Consider the following 24,062-nt stretch of genomic DNA (forward strand, 5'->3'; position numbering starts at 1 on the left):
ATAACGTGGCTCCCCGGTGGGTGATCGCCCTCACATAAAACCAAGAAGGACGGCGAATGACGACACTGCGGACAACGCTTGAGCTTGGGGGCTCAGGGTCTCCGCCAACCGAATCCGCCGACGCTTCGGACGGTCACCCTCACCATCGCGACTCCGCCAGCTCTTTGGCGCGGGCGCAGCGTCGTATGGCGAGTATGCTCGTCCGCCTCGCCGAGATTCCGGTGCGCAGCGCGCACACGACTGGACGAAGCGTGCTCATGGCGGGGTCGGTGTTCAGGTATGCCGTGACGGATACCGTCGCGCTGAAGCTGAACTTCGGTGAACTCATCGTCCAGGCTTGGACCTTGCTGAAGGTGACGGCCCTACCGGCTGTGCTCATGGCCATACCGTTCGGCGCGATGGTGGCCGTGCAGATATCCGGTCTGGTCAACGAAGTCGGCGCCAATTCGCTCGTCGGGTCGGCGACGGGTGTGGCCGTCCTCCGACAGGGAGCGCCCGTGACGGCCGGCCTGTTGATGGGCGGCGCGGCCGCCGCAGCAATCACGTCCGATTTCGGCGCGCGGGCCATTCGCGAAGAACTAGATGCCCTGCGGGCGTTGGGAATCGATCCGGTGCGGCGTCTTGTCGTGCCACGCTTTTTGGCCCTGCTCTTGATCACTCCGATCCTCGTCGTCCTGGTGCTCGCCATGGGCGTAGGTGCGGCTTTCCTCATCGCGACGATGGTGAATGGCGTCACGCCCGGCAGCTTCTGGTTGTCCTTTGGATCGTTCGCGAAGATGGTCGACCTCTGGTTCACGATGGGTAAGGGCTTCTGCTTCGCAGCGATAGTTGCCGTGATCTCGTCCCAGCGCGGTATGGAGGCCAAGGGCGGCCCGCGGGGCGTCGCCGATGCCGTAAATGCGTCGGTAGTGCTCAACGTCCTGCTCATCGTGGGTGTCAATCTTGTTATCACCCAGGTGCAGTCGATGTTCTTTCCCATGGCGGTGGCGTAGTGGCGGCCCCGGCGCAGCAGTATTCCGCTGCACCGTCGTCCTTCCTCGGCAGGCGGGTCTTGCCGGTGCGCCACTTGAATCAAGCCTTCCGGGCAGCCGGGCAGTGGGCAACCTTTGTTGCGCAGACGATTTGGCTGCTTCCAACGACGGTGCGAAAGTACCCACGAGAGACGCTGCGCGTCATGAACAACCTGGCGTGGGGTCGGGGATCGATCATCGTCGACGGCGGCGTGATCAGCGTGTTGGTGATCCTAGGTGTCACTGTCGGGGGAATTGTCGCCATCGAGGCGTTCGCAACACTCGATCTCATTGGGCTCGGAGCATTGACGGGCATCATCGGCGGATGGGGCAATGTCCGAGAGATGGCCCCGCTGGTCGCCGGTGTGGCCTTCGCCGCTCAGGCGGGCTGTCGTATGACCGCCGAAATCGGTTCCATGCGAATCGCCGAAGAGATCGACGCCACCGAGGCCATGGGGCTCAGGGCAATCCCGTTCGTAGTCGGCACCCGTGTCATCGGAGGACTGGCGTGCATCATTCCGGGCTTCGTCATGACGCTGGCCTTGAGTTTCTTCACGGTCAATCTGATCGTCCAGAAGGTGTACTCCCAGCCTGTCGGTACGTATAACCACTATTTCGTTGAGTTCCTGACCGTGCAGGACATCGCATTCTCGGTGCTGAAGGCCACGATCTATTGCACGGCTGTGACGATAATCCATTGCTATTACGGATTCTTCGCCTCAGGTGGGCCCGTTGGTGTTGGCCATGCTTCCGGCCGCGCCATTCGCGCCAGCCTGGTGACGATCATGGTCCTCGATCTCACGACCACCATCATGATGTGGGGTCTGCGTCCAGAATTCGTGTTCAAGGGATAGGGCGATAGATGCTATTCCGCATGTCTGCAGAAGCAGAGACGCGCCGGCTCACGATCATCGGCGTGGTCGTGACCTTGTGTTTCGCGGTTGTGTGCGTCCTCGTGGTCACGAACCCGTTCGCCCGCCAGACCAACCAGATCTCGGTCGTGATGGATATGCCGTTCGTCGGCCAGGGCGTCGCCACGAACACCCCGCTGATGATGCACGGTGTCACCGTGGGCGAAGTCACAGCGGTGAAGAGCCTGCCGAGCGGCACCGTTCGGGTCAATGCCGACTTGGAAGCGGCCCTTGCTGCGGACTTGACCGACACCATGAACGTCGACTTTCGCCCTGCCAATTACTTCGGTGTGACCGGTATCAATCTGATTCCCGGTGAGGCTGGCGAACCTCTGCGAAGTGGTGCGTTCATCACCACGACGCCGCAAGGCAACTTCACTTTGCAGGCATTGCTGACCCGTATGGGCTCGATCACCGGCAGTGTGATCACTCCGCAGTTGGTCGACGTGGTCAATAGGGCGACGCAGTACACCGATGGGCTCAACCCATTGATCGAGTCGATGCTGATCGCGGCGGAATCGGTCGACAAGGTGCAGACCGTCTCGACCGAACGACTGCTCAGAAACGCCACAGGAATCAGCGTGGCTTTCCCGGCGTTCACCGATGCCGTTACCGCTGCTGGATACGGCTGGAATCAGGGCTCGAGTGCCATCACGTTCAAGGTGTCTGGTGAAGAGGCTTTGCCTGGGCAAGAACAGGTGGCCGTCATCGGGGGCGCGGTCTCGGAAGAGTACTGGCGGGAACGCGCCATACCGACGCTGGAAGTCGTCGCCAACTCGCTGTTCGGCGCGGTAGGAAAACTGGAATCCTCACACGCCACCAATCTGCTTCCCGCAGTCAAGCTGACGCAATCGCTCACCGATACCGTTCCGGCGCTACTGACACCGGTGGGCGTCAACGAAACATTGGTGGAACTGCGCACGCGATTCGAGAAGCTCTACGCCGGATCATCCGAACAGCGGGCACTTCAAGTGCACATCGTGCTGGATCAGATCCCGGGTGTGCAGGCGCCGATCAATGCGATGGGAGGACCGTGATCAAACCTCGCGCGGCCCTGTGGCGGTTCGTGTTGGCCAGCATCTTTGCAGCGCTGGTATTCACTTTGATCGTGAATGTCCTGCGCCAACCGGTTGGCAACGAAACACGATCGTATACCGCGGAATTCACTGATGTGTCCGGTCTGCGTACCGATGCTGACGTGCGCATCCGCGGGGTACGGGTCGGAAAGGTCAAGGGGATGCGGCTGGAACACAAAGCCGGCCAGGACATCGCGGTGGTCGACCTCAGCCTTGACAAAGGCTACTCGGTCGTACCGGCAACCCGGCTGGCCATCAAGTATCAGGCGCTCACCGGCGCACGGTATATCGACGTGGCCAACGCTCACGAACACGCGACCAACTCTGCATCCGAACCAGACTCGATCACACACATTCCGGTGAGAATGACGCAGCCGTCTTTCGACATAACGTCGCTCTTCAACGGGCTACAGCCGGTCCTTGCCACATTGAGCCCCGAGGAAATAGACCGATTCACCGAGAACGCTGCCAACTATCTGCTCGGCGACGGCAGTGGAATCGGACCGGTATTGGACAGCATACGGAAGCTGACTGAATTCACATCGAACCGCCAACAGGTAGTGGCGACGTTGATGCAGAACCTCAACTCCATCGCCGATACTTTTGGCGGACATGCGAAGGACCTTGTGCAGGTCCTCGAATGGATGAATCGACCAATCGATTCGGCCCTTACCGTGCTGGATGAGTTCCGGAAGTCGGCTCTTTACGGCCCGCTCTACACCGGTCATGTGGTTCGGCTTCTGGCGAATGCGGGTTTCACGCCGGGCAAGGCAGACCTTGACGAAGCACTGGATCGCGCAATCACAGCGTTCTACGACTTCAGCGACGAGGTCAAGCGCGTTCCGGTCGTCTGGGACAGCGTTGTGCCGCCGGCGGAGCCGGACGCGCCACTTCCGTGTTCGAGGGGTCCCGCGCAACTGCCGGCGTCAATGGACGTACTACTGAATGGCCAGCGGGTGATCTTGTGCAATCGGTGAATTTCTGGAGAAGCCCGATGCTTTGGGGTGTTGGCGCGCTGGCGATGGTGGCGGTCTTGGCGGTGACGGCCGCTGCCGTATACGTGCGTCCACCGGGCCAGAAGTCGGTGGTCTTCTACACCGATGACGCCGCAGCGGTCCAGCGAGGTGACGATGTCCGGATGGCCGGAATCTCAGTTGGCAGGGTCGCCAGCCGGACACTTGAGGGGAACCAGGTGAAGGTCCGCGCAACGGTGGACGAAAGCGCATTCGTCGGCGACCAGTCCCAGGTCCATGTGCGCATGCTCACAGTCGTCGGCGGATACTACGTCAACCTGGTATCGCTAGGTGACAAACCGTTGGGGCATAATCCAATTCCGGTTTCCCGTGTCACGATGCCGTACAGCTTGATGCGTGCCCTCGCCGATACGACGAAGGTGTCCGAGCATACGAACCCCGCTCCTATACGTGCATCGCTGGACCGCGTACAAGAGGGGCTGCACGGAACAAACCTCGATACCATGACGGCGGTTATCGACGCCGGCAACGCGCTCACTGCCACGATCGACCGTCAGCGGGGACAGATCTCTGCGATTCTCAACCTCTCCGATGAGTACATCGCAGAACTGAGCAACTATCGAGATCGGCTCAAAGAACTCGTGAGTAAGGTCTCGATTTTAGAACAGACACTCGTCTTGTACAGCAAGGGTTTTGCCCAATCGCTGAAAGGTCTGGGTGACATCGCGGACGCGATCCTGATCCCGTACGGAAAGTTCTGGGTCAATCATCGAGAGGACTTCATCCAAAAGATCCGCGAGTGGGAGGACCGCATCAGACGATGGGTCGAGAACAACAGCAGAATCGTGCCCCGGTTACGGCGGGTGCGCGACAAGATCGAGCGTGTGCTCGACGCCCAGAACGCGCGCCCGGAGTTGCTTGCCACCGACGTGTGCATCCCGATGCCGGGAAGTCCCTGCTGATGTCCACGACAGGCCTTCGCAGAATTTCCCGCGCCGTTGTCGGTGTAGGTCTAGCCGCCATCATTGCGGCTGCGGGTTCAGGATGTACGGGCGACAGCGGACATGACGCCGCCTATTGCGCCTACCTGCCCGACACCGTCGGACTGTACGTAGGCAACCCGATCACCCAGATGGGTTATCCCATCGGCACGATCACGTCTATCGAATCGGCGCCGACACACGTTCGCGTCGAGTTCTCGGTCTCCGAGCAGCGTGAATTGCCCAGCGACGTCAAGGCGATAATCCGATCACCAACGATCCTGGCCGACCGTTCGATGGAGATGGTCGGCAATTACACCGACGGCCCAAAGTTGGCCCCCGGAGCCTGCATCCCCCTCGATCGGACCATCTCGCCGAAGACCCTGTCCGAGGTCATCGGATCGGCAGACACATTTCTCAACGCGATCAACTCGGCCGGCTCAGAAAACATCGCCGGCACCGTCGCCGGAATCGATCGATTGGCGCAAGGCAACGGTACGGCCGCTGGACAGTTGTTGACGACGACGTCTTCTCTGCTCGACAGCCCCGACCAAGCGATCAGTGATATCGGATCGATCATCCGGAATACCGCTGAGCTGTCCACAGCGTTGAAAGAAATGCGAGATCCACTGAAGGAAATCCTGCAGGACTCCCTTATCACCAGCGGCGACTTGGTGGTGGCCCTTGATGGCGCCGCGCGCCTTTCGGGTCCGACAGGTCTTGGCGCCCTGGGCCCGCTGGTTGAGACGGTCGCCGTGATGGAAACCAGGCTGGGCGATACGACACAGCTCACGCTGGATACGGTCAGCGACGCGGTTCGAAAGGTCACTCCCCACTCGCAAGCACTCGCAGATCTGTTCAACCCCGTGCCGTGGTGGATCAATACCTTGGCAAACCATGTCAATGTAAAGGATTGGGGCACCTTCAATATCGCCTACCGGCCGCCGCTGTTCCGGGTTCCCACCCACGACGGGCTTGCGTTGTGCGGCTTCATGAACGCATCGATGCCCGGCAGTTGCGCCGATGTCAATGGCCAGCCATATGCCGTCGACGTCGCCCTGCTGCAGTACGTACTACAGGAAGCGAGCAAGCGATGACCCGGCGGATACGGTCAGTGGCCGCTGCCACCGGAGCGGCCATCCTCGTGTCATCGTGCGCGTCGATCACGGTCAACTCGTTGCCGCAGCCCGGCGGGAGAGGCAACGACGGCTACCGCATCGTCCTGGAGTTCGCGAACGTGCTCAACCTGCCTGACCGGGCCAAGGTCGTACAAAGCGGCACAGCCGTCGGCATGGTCACCCGTGTCGATCTCAAAGACGATCATGTAGACGTCGTATCGCAGATCGACCCAGGTGTGGTCGTCCCGTCCAATATCCGTGCGACACTGCAACAATCCACCGTTCTCGGCGACACATACGTCGCGCTGGAATATCCGACAACCGGTGAAGCGGCTCCGGGCCTGGCTGACGACGGCAGAGTTCCGCTGACACAAACGACGTCGCCTCCCCAGCTGGAGGACACCCTCGCCAACCTCGCGAATTTCGTTGGCAGCGGTGCTATTCAGCGCGCACAGAACACCATCATCCAGATCAACAACGTGACACCTTCGCAGCAGGGCCAATTGCGCAGTTTGGTGAACCGTGTCGCGGTCGACCTCGCCGACCTCGCTGACAACATCGACACGGTCGACCAGTGGCTGAACGGTGTAGCGGGGACCGCAGAGGTGATGGTTCGCAATCGTGAGACCTATGAGTACTGGTGGTCGCCGGCAGGCATGCTGGGTTGGGACCGAACCACGGAGCATGGGAGCTATATCGGGACCGTGGTTCCCTCGATCGGGAGCATCTATTCCGGTGGGTTCTGGCTTGAGCCGCTGCTCAACTCCCTGGCTAACGCCACCGGAGCACTTCAGCAGAGCAAATGGGATTTCGAAGCCGAAGCGCCCCGCTGGCGCGAGTTGTTCGCGGAGTACTTCTATCCGGTTGACAAGTACCCGGCCATCAACATCACCTCGATAACCGGGCCGGACGGGCGAGAGATGAGCGGCAATGTCGAGGACGTGCTTCGGATACTGGGGGCAATGCCGTGAGGATCGCGAAGAATATCGCGTCATTCACCGCTTTCGCAGTCCTCATCGCGAGTGGCGCCACATACATCTCATCGTTTGACTTGCACATCCGAGCACCCGATAACCGCATCGATCTGTCGATGGAGGTTCCGGACGTCAAGGGTCTCGTCGTCGGGTCGAGCGTCCTGTTGCGCGGCGCATCCGTCGGAAAGGTCACCGGAGTGTCGTCATCGGTGAATACCGCTACCATCGACTTCTACGTCGAAGCCGATCATCAGATCCCCGTTGACAGCGACGTGCGGCTCGACAATCTTTCCGCACTCGGCGAGGCCTACATCGGATTTCGGCCACGGACGGCTAACGGCCCGATGTTGACCGACGGCCAACGCATCTCGACGGAATCAATTACTGTGCCGCCGTCGATATCGCAGCTCGCCACCACCGTGGTGCGGATGCTCAACCAAATGGATCCCGATCAGCTCAAACGAATCCTTGCCGAGAGTGACGCCGCACTTCCTGATCCGAAAGAGGTGCTGCCCAACCTATCCCGGGCCAGTCTACTCAGCCGGAACATGGTGGTAGGGATGGACGGCAAGGGCCAGCAGGTACTGGACAACTTCCAAACGCTGCTTCAAAACGCCGACTGGGTTGGGCCCAACCTGGCCGAGCTGGGTCCGCATCTGTGGGACTTTGGCCCCGCCATATCCGATGTGTGGAACGGCACAATGAATGCTATCGCTTGGAACAACCCCGAAAACATGGTCTTGTTCGGCAATTTCTTGGAACGCATACAGCTGTTCCTGGATAACAGAGCGCCCGATCTCAAGGTGATAACGCAAACCCTGTTACCGCAATTCGGAGGCATCAGTGGCGCACTCATGAATTTCGATACAGGTCAGATCCTATCGAATGTGCTGGCCGGCATACCGGAGGAGGGAGCGATCAAACTTCATGTCACCATCCCCGATCGCTAGGTCGAGGGCCGTCTGCGCTACCCCCGAGGAGATTTGATGTCCATAACCAACACAGACGAGATGATTGACAACTCACCGTCGCCGACAAGCGACGAGAGGGTGGCAGAGGAAACTGGTGAGGAGGCCGCCACCGTCGGACGAACCGAAGGCTCGGTGCAGCGATCAAGGTCTCGCGGGCGGGTGTCCTTCTCACTGCGCACCCTGATCACGGCGTTTGTGTTCACCCTGTTGGCTGGCGCAGCGGGTGTCCTGGGATGGCTGTACATCGGGGCTCAAAGCCAGTTGGAAGCACAGGCACAGCGGGCGGCCGACAGAGAACACGCGCAGCAGATCGCCACCGAATACGCGCTCAACGCTGCGGAGATGGACTACCAGAACTTCGACGAATGGAAGCTGAAGCTGGTCGATGGGACTTCGCCCGAACTGAAGGAGAAGCTGACTGAGGCCGCCAACTCCATGGAACAGCTCCTCGCACCTATGCAGTGGCAATCCACGGTGCGGCCGTTGTCTTCGATCGTCAAGTCGGAGGCGGGCGGTGTCTATACCGTCGACGCGTTCGTCAGCGTCCTGACCAAGACTATGCAAGCACCCGAAGGGCTGCAATCGACCGCGACCTACAGCATCACCATTGACAGCCGAAACGATTGGCTGATCACCGACGTCGGCGGTATCGACGCCGCTCTCAGAAACAGTGGCGGGTGAGAATGAGTGCTTTGCTGCGCGGTGGCCTCGCGACTGCAGGCGCCCTGGCCGTGTTCTGCGCTGCGGCGTTCGCCGGCGGGTCGGCCGGTGCCGACACGTATGAACCATATGATCCGGTCGCACATTTCGATCGGCCACAACTGCTTCCAGCGGTGACGCCGGTGCCCAGCGACTGGCAGCCGAAGTTTCCTCCTCCCTTTGACACGACGCGGCAGTTCGTGACGGATGCCGATATCAATGCCGAGCGGGAAATGTGCCAGTGGTACACCGCCCAGTACAAGGCGATCAAGCGCCAGATCACGGGTCTCAACAACGCCGTCGTACGCGCTAATGGCGACTGGAACGCCGACGGGATACCGCAACAGGCCGGCGTCGTCGCGGCCAACCTCGACCGATCGACAGATTTTCTCACCCCGCGCGTCGGTGCGCTCACCCGAAGCTTCGATCGTGCCGGTGACATGTATTTCCCGCTCTACCAAGGTGACAGCTTTCATGGGCTGTGGCAGCAGATGTTCAACGTCAGCAACGGAATCAAAGCCCGCCAGCCCACCTGGTTCAGCGGCCCGTCCTACCACCAGATGCAGTTCTGGGGCAGCAAGATCAAACGCTCCCACGTCTGCCGCTGACACCGATTCGCGAAGGAGAGGCTCTTGCACAGGGCACGTACCGTTGCAGCTTTGACCGCGGTGGTCGGCGTGGCCGGTCTTCCTGCTGCACCCGGCTCGGCTGATACGCCAGCCGCAGTGGCACAAGCGGTCACCCAGGCCCGGGGCGCTTCAGAGTGCAGTCCGTTGACCTACAGCCCGGAGCTCGAGCGTGCCGCGGTGATCATCAACAGCTCGACCTCCGACTACCTCGACCACACCGGGGAGAACATTCCGGCCGACGACCCGCACCCGATGCCGATACTGGCGGAGCTCGGCATCGAGGCCGAGAACGTTCATTCGTTACAGGGAGCCGGCCGAGACGAGGCCGATGCCGTCGAGGGCATGCTCCTACAGGGCTACCGGACGATCCCCGACTGCTCCTATACCGAGTTCGGCACCAGCGGTCTTTACGAACCGCAATCGGGCTATTTCCTTGTCGTCGCGGTGATGGTCCAAAAGTGAGCGCTGACATGAAGACATTGGGCAGGCCCGCCTCTCGGTTGTTGGCAGTTTGCCTGGCAGCATGGTGCATACCGGTATTGGTTCACCCACCGGCAGCTTGGGCTGACGATCTCGTCACCTATGAGGTGGTATCCGACAGCGTCAGCATCGCCGATGTCGAATACCAGACCAGCACCGGGCGCATAACGGCGAATTCTGTTGCGCTGCCATGGCGGGTGGACGCACCAGTGCGTACTTTTGACGGCCCACCGCCGAATGGCAGCCAGGTGCGGGCCGATTGGCGGCCGGTCGCGGCTCCCAGGCGGTGGGTCTCTGTGCGCGTCATCCACCACGGAAAGGTCATCTGCCAGAGCACTCTTGATGTCGGCAATGCCACCTGCTATGGCAATGTTCCACGTATTTCGTAGTGTTGCAGCCTGATTCAGATAGGAATAGCCGTGAAGCGTCTCTACAGTATTGTGGCGGCCCTGATCGCCACCGTCGCGGCGGTCAGCAGTCCTGCTTCGGCTCAAGCAGACCCGGACCCCACGCCGGCGGAGTCGGTCATCGGTCCATTCCCCGACATCAGGTATTACGATGTGGTGGATCCCGCGGCATATGTGCTCCCTGGAGGGGTGTGGTTCGTCGCGCCGGGAGGACAGAACTGCGGCATCTGGGGCCGCGGAAATTTCGGCTGCACTGGTGATATCCCCGGCGCCCCAGACGGAGTGAGGCATATCGGCTGGATAAACGGGGACCGTGCCGTCCACTACGACTGGTCGATGGCGGTCAGATTCCCTGCGACTCGAGCCATGAAACCTTTGCCACCGCACGGCAAGATCACCCATGAGGGGACCAGTTGCGCTGTCACGATGGACAGCAGAGCTTACTGCGAGCGGGGGCCCCTTCGTTTCGTCATGGAGCCCAGCAAGACCTGGCTGTCGGCGGCTTGGATGGACCTGGGCTGGATCGAGCGCGGACCTGCATCATGTAGTCCGCCGGGCGGCGGGCCCTGCTACAGCTGATCGCTGGTCACATAACTACCAAACGATGTATGGTTTTGTGGAATGATGACATCACCTCACCTGCTGTCGCGTCGGTACGGCAGAACCACAAGCCGACGGAAACCCGCGAGTGAGCTCTACCCAGCGTGCGAACAACGATTAGGAGCACACATGGCTGCACCCACAGAGCCGTTCTCTGCCAACGATGAACTCCCCCACCCCGTAGGGCCGGACCCGTTGTGGCAGGAGAGCGTCGTGTTGATCTGGTGGGATGCGGCCGCCGGCGTGGGCGGCTTTCATCGCATCGGTCACGAGCCGGGACAGGGCATTTCCACGAGCTGGGTCGGCATCCACACCCGCGATGGCGAACGCTTCACCCAACATGTGAACATGCCGCTCTCAGAAGGTGCCTCGGCCGACACGGGATTTTGTGTCGGCGATGCGTATCAGGCTCGATTCGAGAACGGCCATGCGGTCTGGACCATCCGTGAGGACGACTGCGAAATGGAGCTCGTGGCAACTGATTACACGCCGCGCTTCGACCTGTTTCGTGCGGGCGGTACCGTCACCGACGACTTCGCGCCGGGGCACCTCGAAGCCGCCGGCCGGGTCGAGGGACACATCCGTCTCGGCGGGCGGCTGACTCAGATCAACGGGCTGTGCTATCGCGACCACAGCTGGGGAAAGCGCGATTGGGAAACCCTACTGAGCCACCGTTGGATTGCTGGAACGTGCGGCCCGGAACTCACCTTCAACGCGGCTTCGTGGCACGCCGTTGACGGTTCCTTGCGCAGCTTCGGCATCGTTGTCCGTGATGGCGTGGTCACTTACGCGGATGCGGTCGACCTGCTGGTGTTCATGGAAACGGATGCGACGACACACCGCGGCGGCGTAGCCGCCTTCGACTTGCCCGACGGCGAACGCATCCGGATAGACATCCAGACGCCGATCGGTGGTGCGTTGACACTGCACAATGGTGTGGCATGCATCGACGAGCTGTGTGAATTCGAATACCGTGGCAAGAACGGCTTCTGCGACCTCGAGATCACGACCAACCCGCGCGGGGGGACGGAACCGGTTACCGCGCTGGTCCGCGCGACCCAGCAAAGAGGACTGTCGCGGCGCGAGTGGGCCACCGAAGACCTCATGAGCCCACACCGGAGGGATTCATGACCGCGCCCAGGCACATCACCTCAGTAGACGACCAAGCGGCACGCGCATACCTACTCAACGTCGCCGACACGCTCGGACGTGCCATCATCCCGGCGCTCGACGGCGCCGCGCTGAGCCGAGCCAATGATTGCAAGACGATCCTCGCGCGGCTAGCCGTGCGGCTGACGGCACCGAACGACGGTGCGCGCCAGTCACTGCAAGCGCTCGCCGAACTCGACTCGTTACTGGGCCGCGATGCCGTTGAAGCGGACGGCGCAGTTCTCGACGCCGAGGAAGCCGTGGCCACCAAGGTGCGCGGCAGCGTCGCCACATCCGATAATGGCGGACAGCGTAACTTCGACCGGGACGGCCTCGAACGCTTTCTGCGCGCAGACTCGATGGGCGGCGAGGCGACAGCCATCGTGGAAGCGCAGCCGCTCGCCGGCGGACGTTCCAAACAGACCGTGCTGCTACGTCAGAAAGGTGCGGCCGCACTACCGGAATACTTTGTGTTACGTCAGGACTGGGCCAATTCAGTGGTGGGTACGTCGGTGACGCCGGAATTCGAGGTCCTTCGACGTGTGCATGCGGCCGGTCTGCGGGTACCGGAGCCGTTCTTGCTCGAAGCCTCTGACGAGGCGCTCGGCGCACCGTTTTTGCTCGTGGGCCGCATCGACGGTCACATCGAAGGCGACGTCTTCGATCCGCCGCCGTCTGAAGCGCTCGCATTGCAGTTCGCCGAACAACTCGGCCGCCAGCACGCGCTGGGCGACGGTCCCTTCGACGGTCTACATGGGATCGTCGAGCGCAGCTTCACCCCCGACCAACTGAGGGGCGAGCTCGAGACCTTCGAAGCGACCATCGCTCAACTCGGTGAGCCCAATGCAACCGTTGCTGCGGCGCTCGACTGGACCCGACGCCACATCGACGACGTCGTCGGTCCTCGTGTGCTGGTGCATGGGGACCTCGGTTTTCACAACTTCCTCGTGCACGACGGCAGCCTCAGCGCGGTGTTGGACTGGGAACTGGCGCATCTGGGGCATCCCGCAGAGGACCTCGGATACGTCCAGGGATGGGCGCGAAAGATGCTTCCGTGGGAGCAATTCGTAACTGCCTACCATCACGCAGGCGGACCGCAGTCGTCGCAGGTTGCCCTCGACTTCTACACACTGTGGGCGAGCCTGCGCCTCTATTCCATGCTCCTTCAAGCGCGCGCGGCCATCGTCTCCGGTGCGCTGATCGACTGCGAAGTCACGCTGTGCGTAGTGGACTACGTCCCGAAGTTGTTGCACCGGACTTCAGTCGCACTGCGCGAAATCCTCGCCAGAAGCTAGGCCTGGGGATAGGGAGCGGCATGTCCCCGCTCCCTCTCAGCAGATCAGGTCGAGGGCAGCGCGCACGATGCTGTTCGCGTCGATCCCGTGGTAGCGATAGACCTCTTCGAGGCTGCCGGCCTGGCCGAAGCGGGTGACGCCCAGAGCCGCCCCCGCGACCCGATTCACGCCGCTCAGGAACGCCAAGGTGTGTGGATGTCCGTCCAGGACGGTGACCATCGGCGCGGAACGATCCACGGGAAACACCCGCTCGAGGATCCAGGATGGGGCCTCACAGAACCCGCGACGCGCCTGCACTGCCTCGAACAACAATCCAGGGCTGGTAACACAGATGACGTCGGCGCCGATGCCCTGCCGGCGGAGACGTTCGGCTGCGGTGAGGGCTTCGGTGACCATCGCACCCATCGCAACCAGCGTCACCGCCGGCTCGGTCGCCCGTTGCAGCGGATAGGCCCCCGCGATGACCTGACGGCGGCGCCGCTCGCGGGCCGCCGGATCCGTCGGTATCGCACCCAGAGTCTGATCGACGGGTCGGGTCGACAACCGCAAGTACGACGAACTACCGCCGGGCCGGCCCATGCGGGCCAAGCAGGACAACAAGATCCATTCGGTATCGATGGCGAATGCCGGCTCGTAGCTGACACATCCGGGCTGTTCGAGCCCGACCGATGGGGTCTTGATCGACTGGTGCGCACCACCTTCGGCGGCCAACGTGACGCCTGACGGTGTCCCGACGAGGATCGATTGCCCGCCCGCGTAGATGCTGAAGGACCAAGGCTCCAAACCACGTTCGACGAAGGGGTCGTAGAGCACACCGATCGGATACAGAGTCTGGCCCCAACGGCTCCAGGTTGCGCCCAGTTCGCCGATCAGGCCGACGAGATTCGTCTCAGCGATCCCGAGTTCGATGTGCTGCCCCGTCGGCTTCTCGTGCCAGTGCATGAGGGTTTCGCCGTCGTCGTCGAACCAGTTGCGGCGTTCAGTCAGCGACCACACGCCCACCTTGTTCACCCATCCTGCGAGGTTGGTTGTCGAGCTCACGTCGGGGCTTACCGTGACGACCCGCCGGGCAACCTCGGGAACCTCTCGGGTGAGATCCAGCAGAGCGCGACCCAACGCGGCTTGTGTTGTGGTCACCCCTGACGGCGTACGCCCGAAATCAGCAGGGATCGGCGGGGGTGCCGGATCCGGAACCCGCGGGCGCTCCAAACGCTCTCGCGTCGCGATACACAGCCGTCCCGCGGCGGTGGTGTGGTCCAATCGCTGCCACGGATGGTCCGGGTCCATCCCCAGGGCGTTGGCGAGTTCATCGTATTGGGCCACCGTCAACAGTGACGAGTGATTCTGCGGATGCCCCTGCGTCGGAAGTCCATAACCTTTGATGGTGTAGGCAAGAATCACCGTAGGGCGGGTGTCGTCGATCTGCGCGTAGGCCCCACGTAACCGATCCAGATCGTGGCCGCCCAGGTCCCTGATCGCCGCCAACAGGGTTGCGTCGTCGAGTTCGGCAATCAGCCTTCTGATCTCCGCATTGTGGCTGCCCCTACCCGGCAGCAGCTCACGCAGCTGGCCGGGGGCGTGTCGCAGCAGCCGTTGATACTCGGCATTGGGCATGGTCAGAATGCGGTCCCGCAATGCCGCTCCCCCATCACGGTTGAACAGCGATTCCAGCAGCTTGCCGAACTTGCAAGTGATCACCTGCCAGCCGGCAGCCCCGAACATGTGCTCCAACCGATTTGCGGCTATCAGCGGAACCACGCGGTCCAGCGACTGGCGGTTCATATCGACGATCCAGACCAACTCGCCCAGCTCGGTGACTGCGGGATCGAGAATCGCCTCCCACACGGCGCCCTCGTCTAGTTCGGCGTCACCGACCAGGGAATACTGTCGACCCAGCGCTGCACCCACCGAGCGGCCATCCCCGACAATCCCGGCGGCATCGTCGAACCTGAAATGGACGTAACGCCGCGCCATCGCGCCCCAGATCGGAGCCGTCGCCCCGATTCCGACCGAACCCGTCGAATAGTCGACCGGGTCCGGGTCTTTGGTGCGGCTGGGATAGCTCTGTAATCCACCGAACTCGCGAAGTGTCGGCAAATGCGCCTCATCGAGCTCACCCGTCAGGTAGTTGATCGCGTGCAGAACCGGGGACGCGTGCGGCTTCACCGAAACCCGGTCGCCCGACCGTAGTTGACCGAACCAGAGCGCTGTCATGATCGATACCATCGACGCTGAGGAGGCCTGATGGCCGCCGACCTTCAGCCCGGACGAATTCGGGCGAATCCGGTTGGCGTGATGAATCATGGCCGTCGACAGCCAGAGCACCCGCTGCTCGATCTCGGCCAGCACCTCGGCCTCGGGGGGATCGGCACCGAGGTGAACGGGCGGAAACGCGGTGATGCTCACCCGACCGCCCGGATCACCCGCTGCGCGGCGAGTTCCGCCGAGGCCGCGCATCCGTTGGTGCTCGACGCGCTTGTATAGTCGCCCGCCAGCTGGACCCGGGACCGATGGTCGGTGAGGTCGACGAGTTCCTGAACGTAGGAGTACATACCGGGGTAGCTGCGGATGACGGCGGGTTGCCATCGCTCGATGTGCGCGAACTCCACATCGCGGGATACCCCGGGCAACACCTTTTCGACGGACGGCAGCATCTGCTTTACCAACGCATCGTCTGCGACATCACTGCGCTCCTTGCACCAGCTACCCAACCAGTAGGTGCTGACAACACCCTTGCCGTCCGGCGCGGCACCGCGACTGTAGTTGTGCGGCAGTACAACTGCACATAGCCCGCGGTCCAGTGATGCGGGCACCGGGATCACCATCGCGTCCTCGTCCGGTTTACGCGACAGTGCGAAGTGCGCGGCGTAGGCCGTCCCGTATTCGAGCCGGTCCCGCAAAATATCCTGCTGACCCGCATTGAGTTGTGGGAACAATTTCGGTACTTCGGTGGCCGGGGTTGCGATCACACAAGCGTCCGCCACGATCGCAGACTCGCCCCCGTCGGCCGCGTACGTCACGACAACATCCTTATCGCGTTCGGTGACGTTGACTGCCTCGGCATTCGTGACAACGTCGAGCCGATTGGCAATCGAATCGACGAGGAATCCGATGCCTCCCGGGTAGTTCATGAATCCCGAACCGACGAAGTTCACCGCGGCAAAGAAGAAGTCGACGACGGACAGCTCGTGTGACTCAGCGCAGTACAGGGCGCGCAGCATCGGATTAACCAGGAACTCTTCGAGTTCAGGGGTTAGTCGGCGATCGCAATATTGCGCAGCCGTCTCGATGTCGAACCGCGCTGCCGCCCCCAGGTTTTCGTAGTTGAGATGTTCCTTCATTCGAAGGCCGTCGATCACCAGGTTCCGGGCGTTGAGCTTGCCTCGCAGAGACAGCAGATCGGTGCGTAGTACGTCGGCCAGCATCGGCGCACCGGTAGACCGGATGCGATGCAGCCGGCCGGCCCTGGGAATTGCGAGCAAGCCTCGGACGTCGTTGATCTCTCCTGACAAATGGAGCTCGCGGACAAGGTTTCTGATCGTCGCATACGACGACGGCAGGATATTGGCCCCTCGATTGAGGGTGAAGCCATTTCGGTCGATGCTGCTCATCTTGCCGCCGACGGTCGGTTCTCGTTCCAGCACCGTCACCGAAAACCCTTTACGGTGTAGGCGAAAGCCTGAAGCCATTCCAGATATGCCGGACCCGATGACAACTGCGGTTCGTCGTGCGTTACCGGACATCAGCGCTCCCTCTGTAGTATTCGCACCAGGTCGGCGGCGGCTCGCTGCCCCGCGCCAACACTGGCGTTGATACTCGTCTGAGCGTGATAGTCGCCCGCTAATTGAATGCGGCGGTCCCGTCGGCAGCGTTCCGCGAACGGCAGTAGACCGGCATAGGTCCCCGGCCGGCTGGCGACCAGGGCTCGCGGCCACCTCGAAACGCACGACTCCCGCACATCATCGCACCACCCCGGGAAGAGGTCGTTCACCGCCTGTCGGGTGCCAGCAACAATCGACGCGTCATCATCAGTCCAATGCTGCCGGGACCACTCGCGCGTCCAGAAGACGGTGAGAATACCGGCATTCAGCGGCACACGGCGGGGTGCCAGGTTGTGGCCGAGCGCGACGACTGGCAGATCCGGATTGACGGACCGGGGCACCAGGACCATCGAGGACTCCTCGGCTGGGGCGCGGGCGACGCCGATGTTGACCACGATCGATGACGAGTACTCCAACGCGTTGAGATAGGCGGCACGGTCGGAATCGAGCGCGCTGTGAATCCGCACGACATCGGGTGCTGGAATGGCAAGGACCGCGGCGTCGAAACGCTGTTGGTGTTCGTTCCCGCCGGTCCGCCAGGTCACTTCCACTCCCTGGTCGTCCTCGGCAACCCTGTCGACTTCGGTATGGAAACGCACGTTCAACCCGCGCGCGGCACGCCCGGCGAAGAAGGCAACACCGTCCGGGTGGGCCCATAGGCTATTACCCACCAGGAGTGCTTTCGCGGCAGCGAATAGATCCACCGCAGACGTCTGCTCCGGCTCCACCAAAAACAGTGCCCGGGTGAGCGGTGCAAGAAGGTAGTCGAAAACCTCTGCTGAGAAACGTGATTCGGCGTAGTCCCGCACCGTTTGAGTGTCGAACGGTGCGGCGGTGGAGAGATCTATCGGGTTGATCGCCCGGTACACCTTGGCCAGATCGACGCCGAACCGCCACAAGGACAGTTTGGAATGCGTGCTGAGCGCATCGAACCTCAACAGACTGTGCGGCTGCCGGCGCCGGATACGCGAGACGCGTCCCTCACGGTAGACGCCGATCGTCGCGCCGCGCTTCTCGATCTCATGGTCAAGATTCAAGCTCCGCAGCAGTGTCTCGACTTCACGACTGGTCGATGGCAACGCACCGGCTCCGGTGTCGAATCCGAAACCGTTGCGCCACACCGTGCGGGTCCGGCCGCCCACGACACCGGACTTTTCGAACAACACGGTATGAATTCCAGCGCGTTTCAGCCTGTACGAGCAGGCGATTCCAGCGACACCGGCGCCAATGACTGCCACACGCGGACGTACACCCATCAGGAACTCACTGTTGTCTGGCCGGTCGGCAACTGGCCGCCAATATGGTCGGTGGCCAGTGCTGTCGCCCTAACGAGCGGTTCAACGAATGGTGCCACGGTGTCGGCCCGTTGGGCGGCTGTGGACATGATTGCGTACACCGTTTCTCTCCGACGTTCAACAATAAACTAACACTATACGGTTCTAGGGCACCCGTACCCGCCTGGGGCCATTTACAGCCGAACAGCAAACGGTGCGAATCTGGCCCCCAAACCGGCTGACCACGGGCTTCTGCTCAAACCATGGAGCCCCTTCGATACGTGGGCCGTTGCGGGGACGAGAGCCTGCTTGTAGTTCCAAACAGTGTTAGATATCGTGGCATGCGGGCTCCACCGCCCGGTATCCACATTGAGGAGTCGTCGTGATGCAGTTCAACCACCACTCTCCCGAGTTCGCCACGCACTGGCGTGAGCAGTATGCCGAGATGCGCGCGAAATGCCCTGTTGCACATAGTGACAACTTCGGCGGCTTTTACATCGCGACCGAATACAGTTCCGTCCAGCAGATTCTGCACGATCCACAGAACTTTCGCTGCGGCCGCGGCCTTGATCTGGGTACCGGTGAGACCTTTCCCGGTGGAGTAACCATTCCGACGAATCCGGTTCGAATGGGCATGATGGAGATGGATCCGCCGCGGTCACAGACATTGCGGAAGATCATCGCGGGCCGGTTCAGCAAGAAGGCCGTCAACGACTACGCGCCGCGCATGCAGGAGCTTGTGTCATGGTGTGTGGACCGCGTGATCGAGAGAGGCGCAATCGATTTCGTCGACGACCTCGCGAATCCGACTCCAGCCCTGATTACGGTCGATTACTTGGGCCTGCCGCTTACCAACTGGGAATTCTACGCGACGACACTGCACAAGGCGGCATACCGTGAGAAGGGCTCGGCAAGTGCGGTCGGCGAAATGCTGGACGATATCCGTGCAATCGTGCGCGATCGGCAGGCACAGCGGCGTGGCGACGGCAGCGTGGTCGAGCAACTCCTCGACGGCCAGGAGGACGGTGAACCGATCAGCGAGGACATCGCCGTCGAGATGATTTTTATGCTGCTCAACGGCGGCATCGACACGACCACCGCGCTGATCGCCAACAGTTTCCTCTTCTTGGACCAGCATCGCGATAAGTGGGAATGGTTGCGAGAGGATCTGCGCCGCGTCCCGGCTGCCGTCGACGAGTTGATTCGGTACACCAGTCCGAGCACCGGTGTGGCCCGCACTGTCGCCAACGCCGTGACGGTTCACGGTGTGGACCTCAAACCCGGAGATCGCGTCCTGCTGGCGTTGGGCTCGGCCAACGCCGACCCGGAAGCGTTCGACCGCCCCGCCGAGGTTCACTTGGACCGGCAACGCAACCGGCATCTCTCGTTCGGTTCTGGCATGCACCGCTGCATCGGCACCTATGTCGCATCGCTGGAAATGACCCTCCTGCTGCGGGAGGCCCTGCGGCGTCTACCGGACTATCGGATCCAACGTGACAAGGTGGTTCCCTACCCCACCGTTCCGCTGGTGAACGGCTACATTGCCATGCCGGCAACGTTTACCCCCGGGCCCAAGTTGATGAGCGGTGTCCTTGCCGACGACCTGCCGTACGCCGTCGACAGGGCGGCGACGTGACGGCTGAACCCTTGGTCGCCGACTGTCCGAATGGCGGGTCACTCAACGGTTTACGTGTCCTAGAAGTAGGACACATCATCGGAGGACCGTTCTGCGGGCACCTGTTCGCCGACCACGGCGCTGAGGTCATCAAAATCGAACCACCTGACGTGGGCGATCCCATGCGAACGTGGGGCGGCTTGTACAAGGGGATCGGCCTGTACTGGTCGATCATCGGACGTGGCAAGAAGTCCGTCGAGCTTGATCTCCGAACGGCGACGGGACAATCCACGTTTCGAGAACTTGCCCGCACCGCCGACGTGGTTGTCGAGAACTTCCGGCCGGGCACGATGGAGCGCTGGCAATTGGGATTCGAAGAACTTCATCGCGAAAACCCGCGGCTCATCATGGTTCGGATTACCGGCTTCGGTCAGAGCGGACCGTACCGCGACCGTGCCGGCTTCGGATCGGTCGCCGAGGCGATGAGTGGCTTCAGGCATCTATCCGGCGAACCGGACCGTCCACCGGTGCGAGTCGGCATCTCGATTGGTGACGCGCTGGCCGCTACCCAGGGGTTCATTGGTGCGCTGATGGCGCTGTGGGCGCGGGACCGTCCCGGCGGGCTGGGCCGCGGCCAGGTCATCGACGTCGCGCTGTATGAGGCGATGTGGATGTACATGGAGTCCACGCTCGCTGAATACCAGAAGCTCGGCAGAATCCGGCAGCCGACCGGTGCGCTACTGCCGGGGGTCGCACCGTCGAATGTCTACCCCACCCGCGACGGTCAGTGGATCATCATTGGCGCGAACCAGGATTCGGTATTCCGACGGCTTGCCACGCTGATCGGCCGCGATGAGTGGTTGGCGGAGGACTCCCCATACCTCACGCATGGCGGCCGCGGTGACGCCCAGACCGAGCTCGATAATGCGATCGCGATGTGGAGCGCTCAACTCGACGCCGCAACGGTATTGGCGCAACTCGCCGAGGTTGGCGTGCCCGCCGGCCCCATCTACAAGGCCGATGACATCGCCGCGGATCCGCATTACGCCGCACGCGAAATGATCATCCATCTGCCCGAGCCCGGATTGAATGACGAGCCCGTGGCGATGCCAGGGGTAGTGCCAAAACTCAGCTACACCCCGGGACAAGTGCGACGCGGCGCGCCGCGGCTAGGCCAACACACAGCCGAGATCCTCGATGGATTGCGGGAACCCGATGCCCATTCCTCTACAACGGAATTACCAGGAGCTACACACTGTGACGTCGCCTCACGCTAACGCCGGCCCGCTGGCGGGGATCACCGTGCTCGACGTCAGCGCACTCGGCCCCGGACCGTTCTGCTCGATGATGCTCGCCGATTTCGGCGCCGAAGTCATCAGCGTAAGCCGCCCCGGGCCCCGCGAGAACTTCGATCCGTCCCAGTTCTTCTCCCGAGGCAAACAGTCGATCATCGTCGACCTCAAAAAGCCGGACGGTGCGCAATTGATTCGGCAGATGACCACTCAAGCCGACGTATTCCTGGAGGGTTTCCGCCCCGGGGTCATGGAACGGCGCGGGCTGGGCCCGAACGATTTGATGGCCATCAGTTCGGGGCTCGTCTACGCCCGATTGACCGGCTACGGGCAAAGCGGGCCCCTGGCGCAGTCGGCCGGTCACGACATCAACTACCTGGCTTCAGCGGGTGTGCTCGGCGCGCTGGGCGACGAGCAGAACGGGCCAGCCATCCCGTTGAATCTGCTGGGAGACTTCGCTTCTGGCTCTATGTCGACCGTCCTGGGTGTTACGCTTGCACTGATCCAGCGGCAGTCGACGGGGCGAGGCCAAGTCGTCGACGCAGCGATGGTCGATGGGGCGGCGGCACTGTTGTCAGCGCAACTCGCCGAATTCAGCGCAGGCCTGTGGCAAGGGCCGGGTACCTCCGTGCTCAGCGGACGGGCGCCATATTACACGGCCTACCGTTGCTCCGATGGCGGATGGTTCGCCGTCGGTGCCATCGAAGACCGCTTTTACCTTCAGATGGTTTCCACTCTGGGTCTGCACATTAGCGAACTGCCCGACCGATCGAATCGAGCGCACTGGGATCACCTTCGCGACATATTTGCCTCCTGTTTCGCCGCGCGAACACGTGACGACTGGGCCCGCGAGTTTTCGATCGTCGACGGCTGCGGTAGCGCGGTCCTACGACTGGACGAGCTCGCAGACGATCCCCATCTGCAGAGTCGAAATACTGTTTACCGCAACGGTAAGCTGCTTGAGCCGGCTCCCGCTCCCCGCCTGTCGGGCTTCACCCCCTCCATCCGGCAAAGGGTGGCTACCATCGGTCAGGACACCAGAGCGGTGCTGCGCCGCTTCGGGATCCGCGACAACCGAATCGATGAGCTCGAACGACAAGGCGTCGTTGAGCAAACGGACCGCTGACAGCCGTTGCGGTCGACGCGATCAGCCTTCCACTGCGATGGCGGACTCAGGGCACGCCAGCACCGCCTCATCGACTTCGTCCTTCAGACGCTCGGGGACATCGGAATCGAGTACCAGGCCTCTGCCGTCATCGTCCATGCCGAAGACGTCCGGGCAGATCGTCACGCACCGTGCGTGCCCCTGGCACCGTCCGTCGTCGATCGTCACCTTCACAGCTGCACCTCCATGTCGACAACCTGCCCAACTGCGTCAACCGACGCGCCGGCCTGAAATGCAGATTAGCAAACGGTGTTTGGTTTTGTCTAAGGCGAGCCATCCTCAGAAAACGAGAGCACTTTGGTAATATTCACCCTTGTGTAATCTAACGTTGATGGTTTACGTTGCTACCGTCGGATCAATATCAGGAGCGCACACTTGACCACCACGCCCGCCCCAGTGCCAGAAGACATTGTCGACCACTACGACATGTGGGATCCAGACCACGAGGCGGTCAAATGGGACGTGTTCGCGTACGCGCGCCGCAAATGCCCGGTGTTTCACACGTCGGCGGATGGTGGCGGCCAGTACGTGGTCACCCGCTACCAGGACGCGCGCAGGGTGCTCGAGGACGCCGAAACTTTCTCGTCCACGGGCGTGAATCCACGTGGCGCTTCGCCGGTTCCGCTGAATCCGTTGGATGCCGATCCTCCGTTCCAGACCGAATTGCGGCGACTGTTGAATCCGCTTTTCACCCGGACCTACCTCCTGCGGTACGAACCAGAGCTGCGCCGCGAGGCGCAGGTCCTGATCGATAGCTTCATCGACAAGGACGAGTTCGACTTCATCGAGGAGTACGCCGCGCCGTTCGTAGGTAACGCACTGGCCAAAATTGCGTTCAACGAGCAAGACCCGGCCAAAATGCAGCACGCGGCCTCCATCGTGATCCGCGTGGCCGCCGAAGCGACCGACGAGTCGTTCTTCGAGCTTGCGGTACTGGCCGGGCAATATCTCGCCGAACGCGAAGACAACCCTGTCGACCGTGACGATGTGCTCAACGCTGTCACCACCGGAACAATCGGTCCTGAGGGGCGGCCATTGACCGACGACGAGCGGTTGGGCGTGATGACCGTGTTGTTCCTCGGTGGCCTGGACACCACCCGCGGCGCCCTGGGGTCAATCGCCTGGCATGTCGCCAATGAACCCGACCTCGAACAGCGGCTGCGCGATCCACGCTGGGTCCGCCAAGATCTGGACGAGTTCATCCGGCACTCATCTCCGGTCGGGTGTCTTGGACGTCGCATCACCAAGGACGTCGAAGTGGGTGGCACACACCTCGTTGCCGGCGAGCAGGTCCTGATCCGATACGACTCGGCCAACCGCGATGAGGACCAGTTCGAGAACGCCGACCGCCTGGAATTCGACGTCCGCCGGCCCGGCAACATGGGGTTCGGATTGGGCATCCACCGCTGTCTGGGTGCACACTTTGCCCGGATCCAAATCGCGATCGCGTTTGAGGAACTGTTCAAGCGGCTTACGAACATGCGCCTTGCCGATCCCGCCGACATCCGGTGGGCGGCGGGAATCGCCAACGGTCCTGAACAACTGCGTTTGAGATTCGACCGGTACGCGGCATCCGAAGCAGATTGAACTTGACGACCCGCTTCGACCCGGCCACGGCAAGT

23 protein-coding genes are annotated in these 24,062 nt (G+C 62.0%); 19 read left to right on the forward strand and 4 right to left on the reverse strand.

Annotated elements, in window-relative coordinates; translation table 11 throughout:
* The first annotated feature begins 56 nt into the window (after window positions 1-56).
* From ABQE93_RS09080 to ABQE93_RS09150, 15 genes are all read left to right on the forward strand, one after another.
* Window positions 57-992 (forward strand): MlaE family ABC transporter permease, encoded by a 936-nt coding sequence (locus ABQE93_RS09080; RefSeq protein ID WP_448406872.1) that lies wholly within the window; start codon window positions 57-59, stop codon window positions 990-992.
* A 65-nt stretch (window positions 993-1,057) separates the two neighbouring features.
* A complete protein-coding gene (locus tag ABQE93_RS09085; protein ID WP_448407273.1) occupies window positions 1,058-1,864 on the forward strand; it encodes an ABC transporter permease in 807 nt (268 codons plus the stop codon).
* Window positions 1,865-1,884: 20 nt separating this feature from the next.
* The gene (locus tag ABQE93_RS09090) at window positions 1,885-2,958 is read left to right on the forward strand and encodes an MlaD family protein (RefSeq protein WP_448406871.1); all 1,074 of its coding nucleotides are present in this window, start codon (window positions 1,885-1,887) and stop codon (window positions 2,956-2,958) included.
* Window positions 2,955-3,974 carry an MlaD family protein gene (locus ABQE93_RS09095; RefSeq protein ID WP_448406870.1) on the forward strand — a complete coding sequence of 340 codons (1,020 nt, stop codon included), beginning with the start codon at window positions 2,955-2,957 and terminating at the stop codon, window positions 3,972-3,974. The genes ABQE93_RS09090 and ABQE93_RS09095 overlap by 4 nt, the downstream gene beginning before the upstream one ends.
* 17 nt (window positions 3,975-3,991) lie before the next feature.
* Window positions 3,992-4,933, forward strand: a complete 942-nt coding sequence (locus ABQE93_RS09100) for an MlaD family protein (protein ID WP_448407272.1) — start codon at window positions 3,992-3,994, stop codon at window positions 4,931-4,933.
* The gene (locus ABQE93_RS09105; protein WP_448406869.1) at window positions 4,933-6,048 is read left to right on the forward strand and encodes an MlaD family protein; all 1,116 of its coding nucleotides are present in this window, start codon (window positions 4,933-4,935) and stop codon (window positions 6,046-6,048) included. Before ABQE93_RS09100 ends, ABQE93_RS09105 begins: the two co-directional genes overlap by 1 nt.
* Window positions 6,045-7,040, forward strand: coding sequence for an MlaD family protein (locus tag ABQE93_RS09110; protein WP_448406868.1), 996 nt, complete (start codon window positions 6,045-6,047; stop codon window positions 7,038-7,040). Before ABQE93_RS09105 ends, ABQE93_RS09110 begins: the two co-directional genes overlap by 4 nt.
* The gene (locus ABQE93_RS09115) at window positions 7,037-7,993 is read left to right on the forward strand and encodes an MlaD family protein (RefSeq protein ID WP_448406867.1); all 957 of its coding nucleotides are present in this window, start codon (window positions 7,037-7,039) and stop codon (window positions 7,991-7,993) included. Before ABQE93_RS09110 ends, ABQE93_RS09115 begins: the two co-directional genes overlap by 4 nt.
* A gap of 36 nt (window positions 7,994-8,029) precedes the next feature.
* On the forward strand, window positions 8,030-8,695 hold the full coding sequence (locus tag ABQE93_RS09120; protein WP_448406866.1) for a hypothetical protein: 666 nt from the start codon (window positions 8,030-8,032) through the stop codon (window positions 8,693-8,695).
* Between the two features lie 2 nt (window positions 8,696-8,697).
* Window positions 8,698-9,321 (forward strand): hypothetical protein, encoded by a 624-nt coding sequence (locus tag ABQE93_RS09125; RefSeq protein WP_448407270.1) that lies wholly within the window; start codon window positions 8,698-8,700, stop codon window positions 9,319-9,321.
* Window positions 9,322-9,381: 60 nt separating this feature from the next.
* Complete coding sequence (locus ABQE93_RS09130) at window positions 9,382-9,804, forward strand: hypothetical protein (protein WP_448407268.1); 423 nt, start codon at window positions 9,382-9,384, stop codon at window positions 9,802-9,804.
* Window positions 9,805-9,812: 8 nt separating this feature from the next.
* Window positions 9,813-10,211, forward strand: a complete 399-nt coding sequence (locus ABQE93_RS09135; RefSeq protein WP_448407266.1) for a hypothetical protein — start codon at window positions 9,813-9,815, stop codon at window positions 10,209-10,211.
* Window positions 10,212-10,241: 30 nt separating this feature from the next.
* Window positions 10,242-10,808, forward strand: a complete 567-nt coding sequence (locus ABQE93_RS09140; RefSeq protein ID WP_448406865.1) for a hypothetical protein — start codon at window positions 10,242-10,244, stop codon at window positions 10,806-10,808.
* 150 nt (window positions 10,809-10,958) lie between these two features.
* Window positions 10,959-11,960, forward strand: coding sequence for a DUF7064 domain-containing protein (locus ABQE93_RS09145; protein WP_448406864.1), 1,002 nt, complete (start codon window positions 10,959-10,961; stop codon window positions 11,958-11,960).
* Complete coding sequence (locus ABQE93_RS09150) at window positions 11,957-13,273, forward strand: phosphotransferase family protein (protein ID WP_448406863.1); 1,317 nt, start codon at window positions 11,957-11,959, stop codon at window positions 13,271-13,273. The genes ABQE93_RS09145 and ABQE93_RS09150 overlap by 4 nt, the downstream gene beginning before the upstream one ends.
* Window positions 13,274-13,309: 36 nt before the next feature.
* Here ABQE93_RS09150 and ABQE93_RS09155 read toward each other — a convergent pair whose 3' ends face one another.
* The 3 genes from ABQE93_RS09155 to ABQE93_RS09165 all read right to left on the reverse strand — a co-directional run bounded on the left by ABQE93_RS09155 (window position 13,310) and on the right by ABQE93_RS09165 (window position 18,350).
* Entirely contained in the window at window positions 13,310-15,577 is a 2,268-nt protein-coding gene (locus tag ABQE93_RS09155; protein WP_448407264.1) for a thiamine pyrophosphate-binding protein, read from the reverse strand.
* Window positions 15,578-15,675: 98 nt separating this feature from the next.
* The gene (locus ABQE93_RS09160) at window positions 15,676-17,016 is read right to left on the reverse strand and encodes a protoporphyrinogen/coproporphyrinogen oxidase (protein WP_448406862.1); all 1,341 of its coding nucleotides are present in this window, start codon (window positions 17,014-17,016) and stop codon (window positions 15,676-15,678) included.
* Window positions 17,016-18,350 carry a protoporphyrinogen/coproporphyrinogen oxidase gene (locus ABQE93_RS09165; RefSeq protein WP_448406861.1) on the reverse strand — a complete coding sequence of 445 codons (1,335 nt, stop codon included), beginning with the start codon at window positions 18,348-18,350 and terminating at the stop codon, window positions 17,016-17,018. The genes ABQE93_RS09160 and ABQE93_RS09165 overlap by 1 nt, the downstream gene beginning before the upstream one ends.
* Before the next feature lie 403 nt (window positions 18,351-18,753).
* On the opposite strand from ABQE93_RS09165, the gene ABQE93_RS09170 reads away from it, so the two are divergent.
* Genes ABQE93_RS09170 through ABQE93_RS09180 form a run of 3 tightly spaced genes read left to right on the forward strand, consistent with a single transcriptional unit; the run spans window position 18,754 to window position 22,401 of the window.
* On the forward strand, window positions 18,754-20,004 hold the full coding sequence (locus tag ABQE93_RS09170; protein ID WP_448407262.1) for a cytochrome P450: 1,251 nt from the start codon (window positions 18,754-18,756) through the stop codon (window positions 20,002-20,004).
* Window positions 20,001-21,260: a CaiB/BaiF CoA transferase family protein gene (locus ABQE93_RS09175; protein WP_448406860.1), complete on the forward strand. Its 1,260-nt coding sequence runs from the start codon at window positions 20,001-20,003 to the stop codon at window positions 21,258-21,260. Before ABQE93_RS09170 ends, ABQE93_RS09175 begins: the two co-directional genes overlap by 4 nt.
* Window positions 21,241-22,401 carry a CaiB/BaiF CoA transferase family protein gene (locus ABQE93_RS09180; protein WP_448406859.1) on the forward strand — a complete coding sequence of 387 codons (1,161 nt, stop codon included), beginning with the start codon at window positions 21,241-21,243 and terminating at the stop codon, window positions 22,399-22,401. The genes ABQE93_RS09175 and ABQE93_RS09180 overlap by 20 nt, the downstream gene beginning before the upstream one ends.
* 21 nt (window positions 22,402-22,422) lie before the next feature.
* Here ABQE93_RS09180 and ABQE93_RS09185 read toward each other — a convergent pair whose 3' ends face one another.
* Window positions 22,423-22,614 (reverse strand): ferredoxin, encoded by a 192-nt coding sequence (locus ABQE93_RS09185; protein WP_448406858.1) that lies wholly within the window; start codon window positions 22,612-22,614, stop codon window positions 22,423-22,425.
* Between the two features lie 354 nt (window positions 22,615-22,968).
* On the opposite strand from ABQE93_RS09185, the gene ABQE93_RS09190 reads away from it, so the two are divergent.
* The gene (locus tag ABQE93_RS09190) at window positions 22,969-24,027 is read left to right on the forward strand and encodes a cytochrome P450 (RefSeq protein ID WP_448406857.1); all 1,059 of its coding nucleotides are present in this window, start codon (window positions 22,969-22,971) and stop codon (window positions 24,025-24,027) included.
* Window positions 24,028-24,062: the final 35 nt, after the last annotated feature.

This window comes from Mycolicibacterium sp. XJ662, assembly GCF_053484035.1.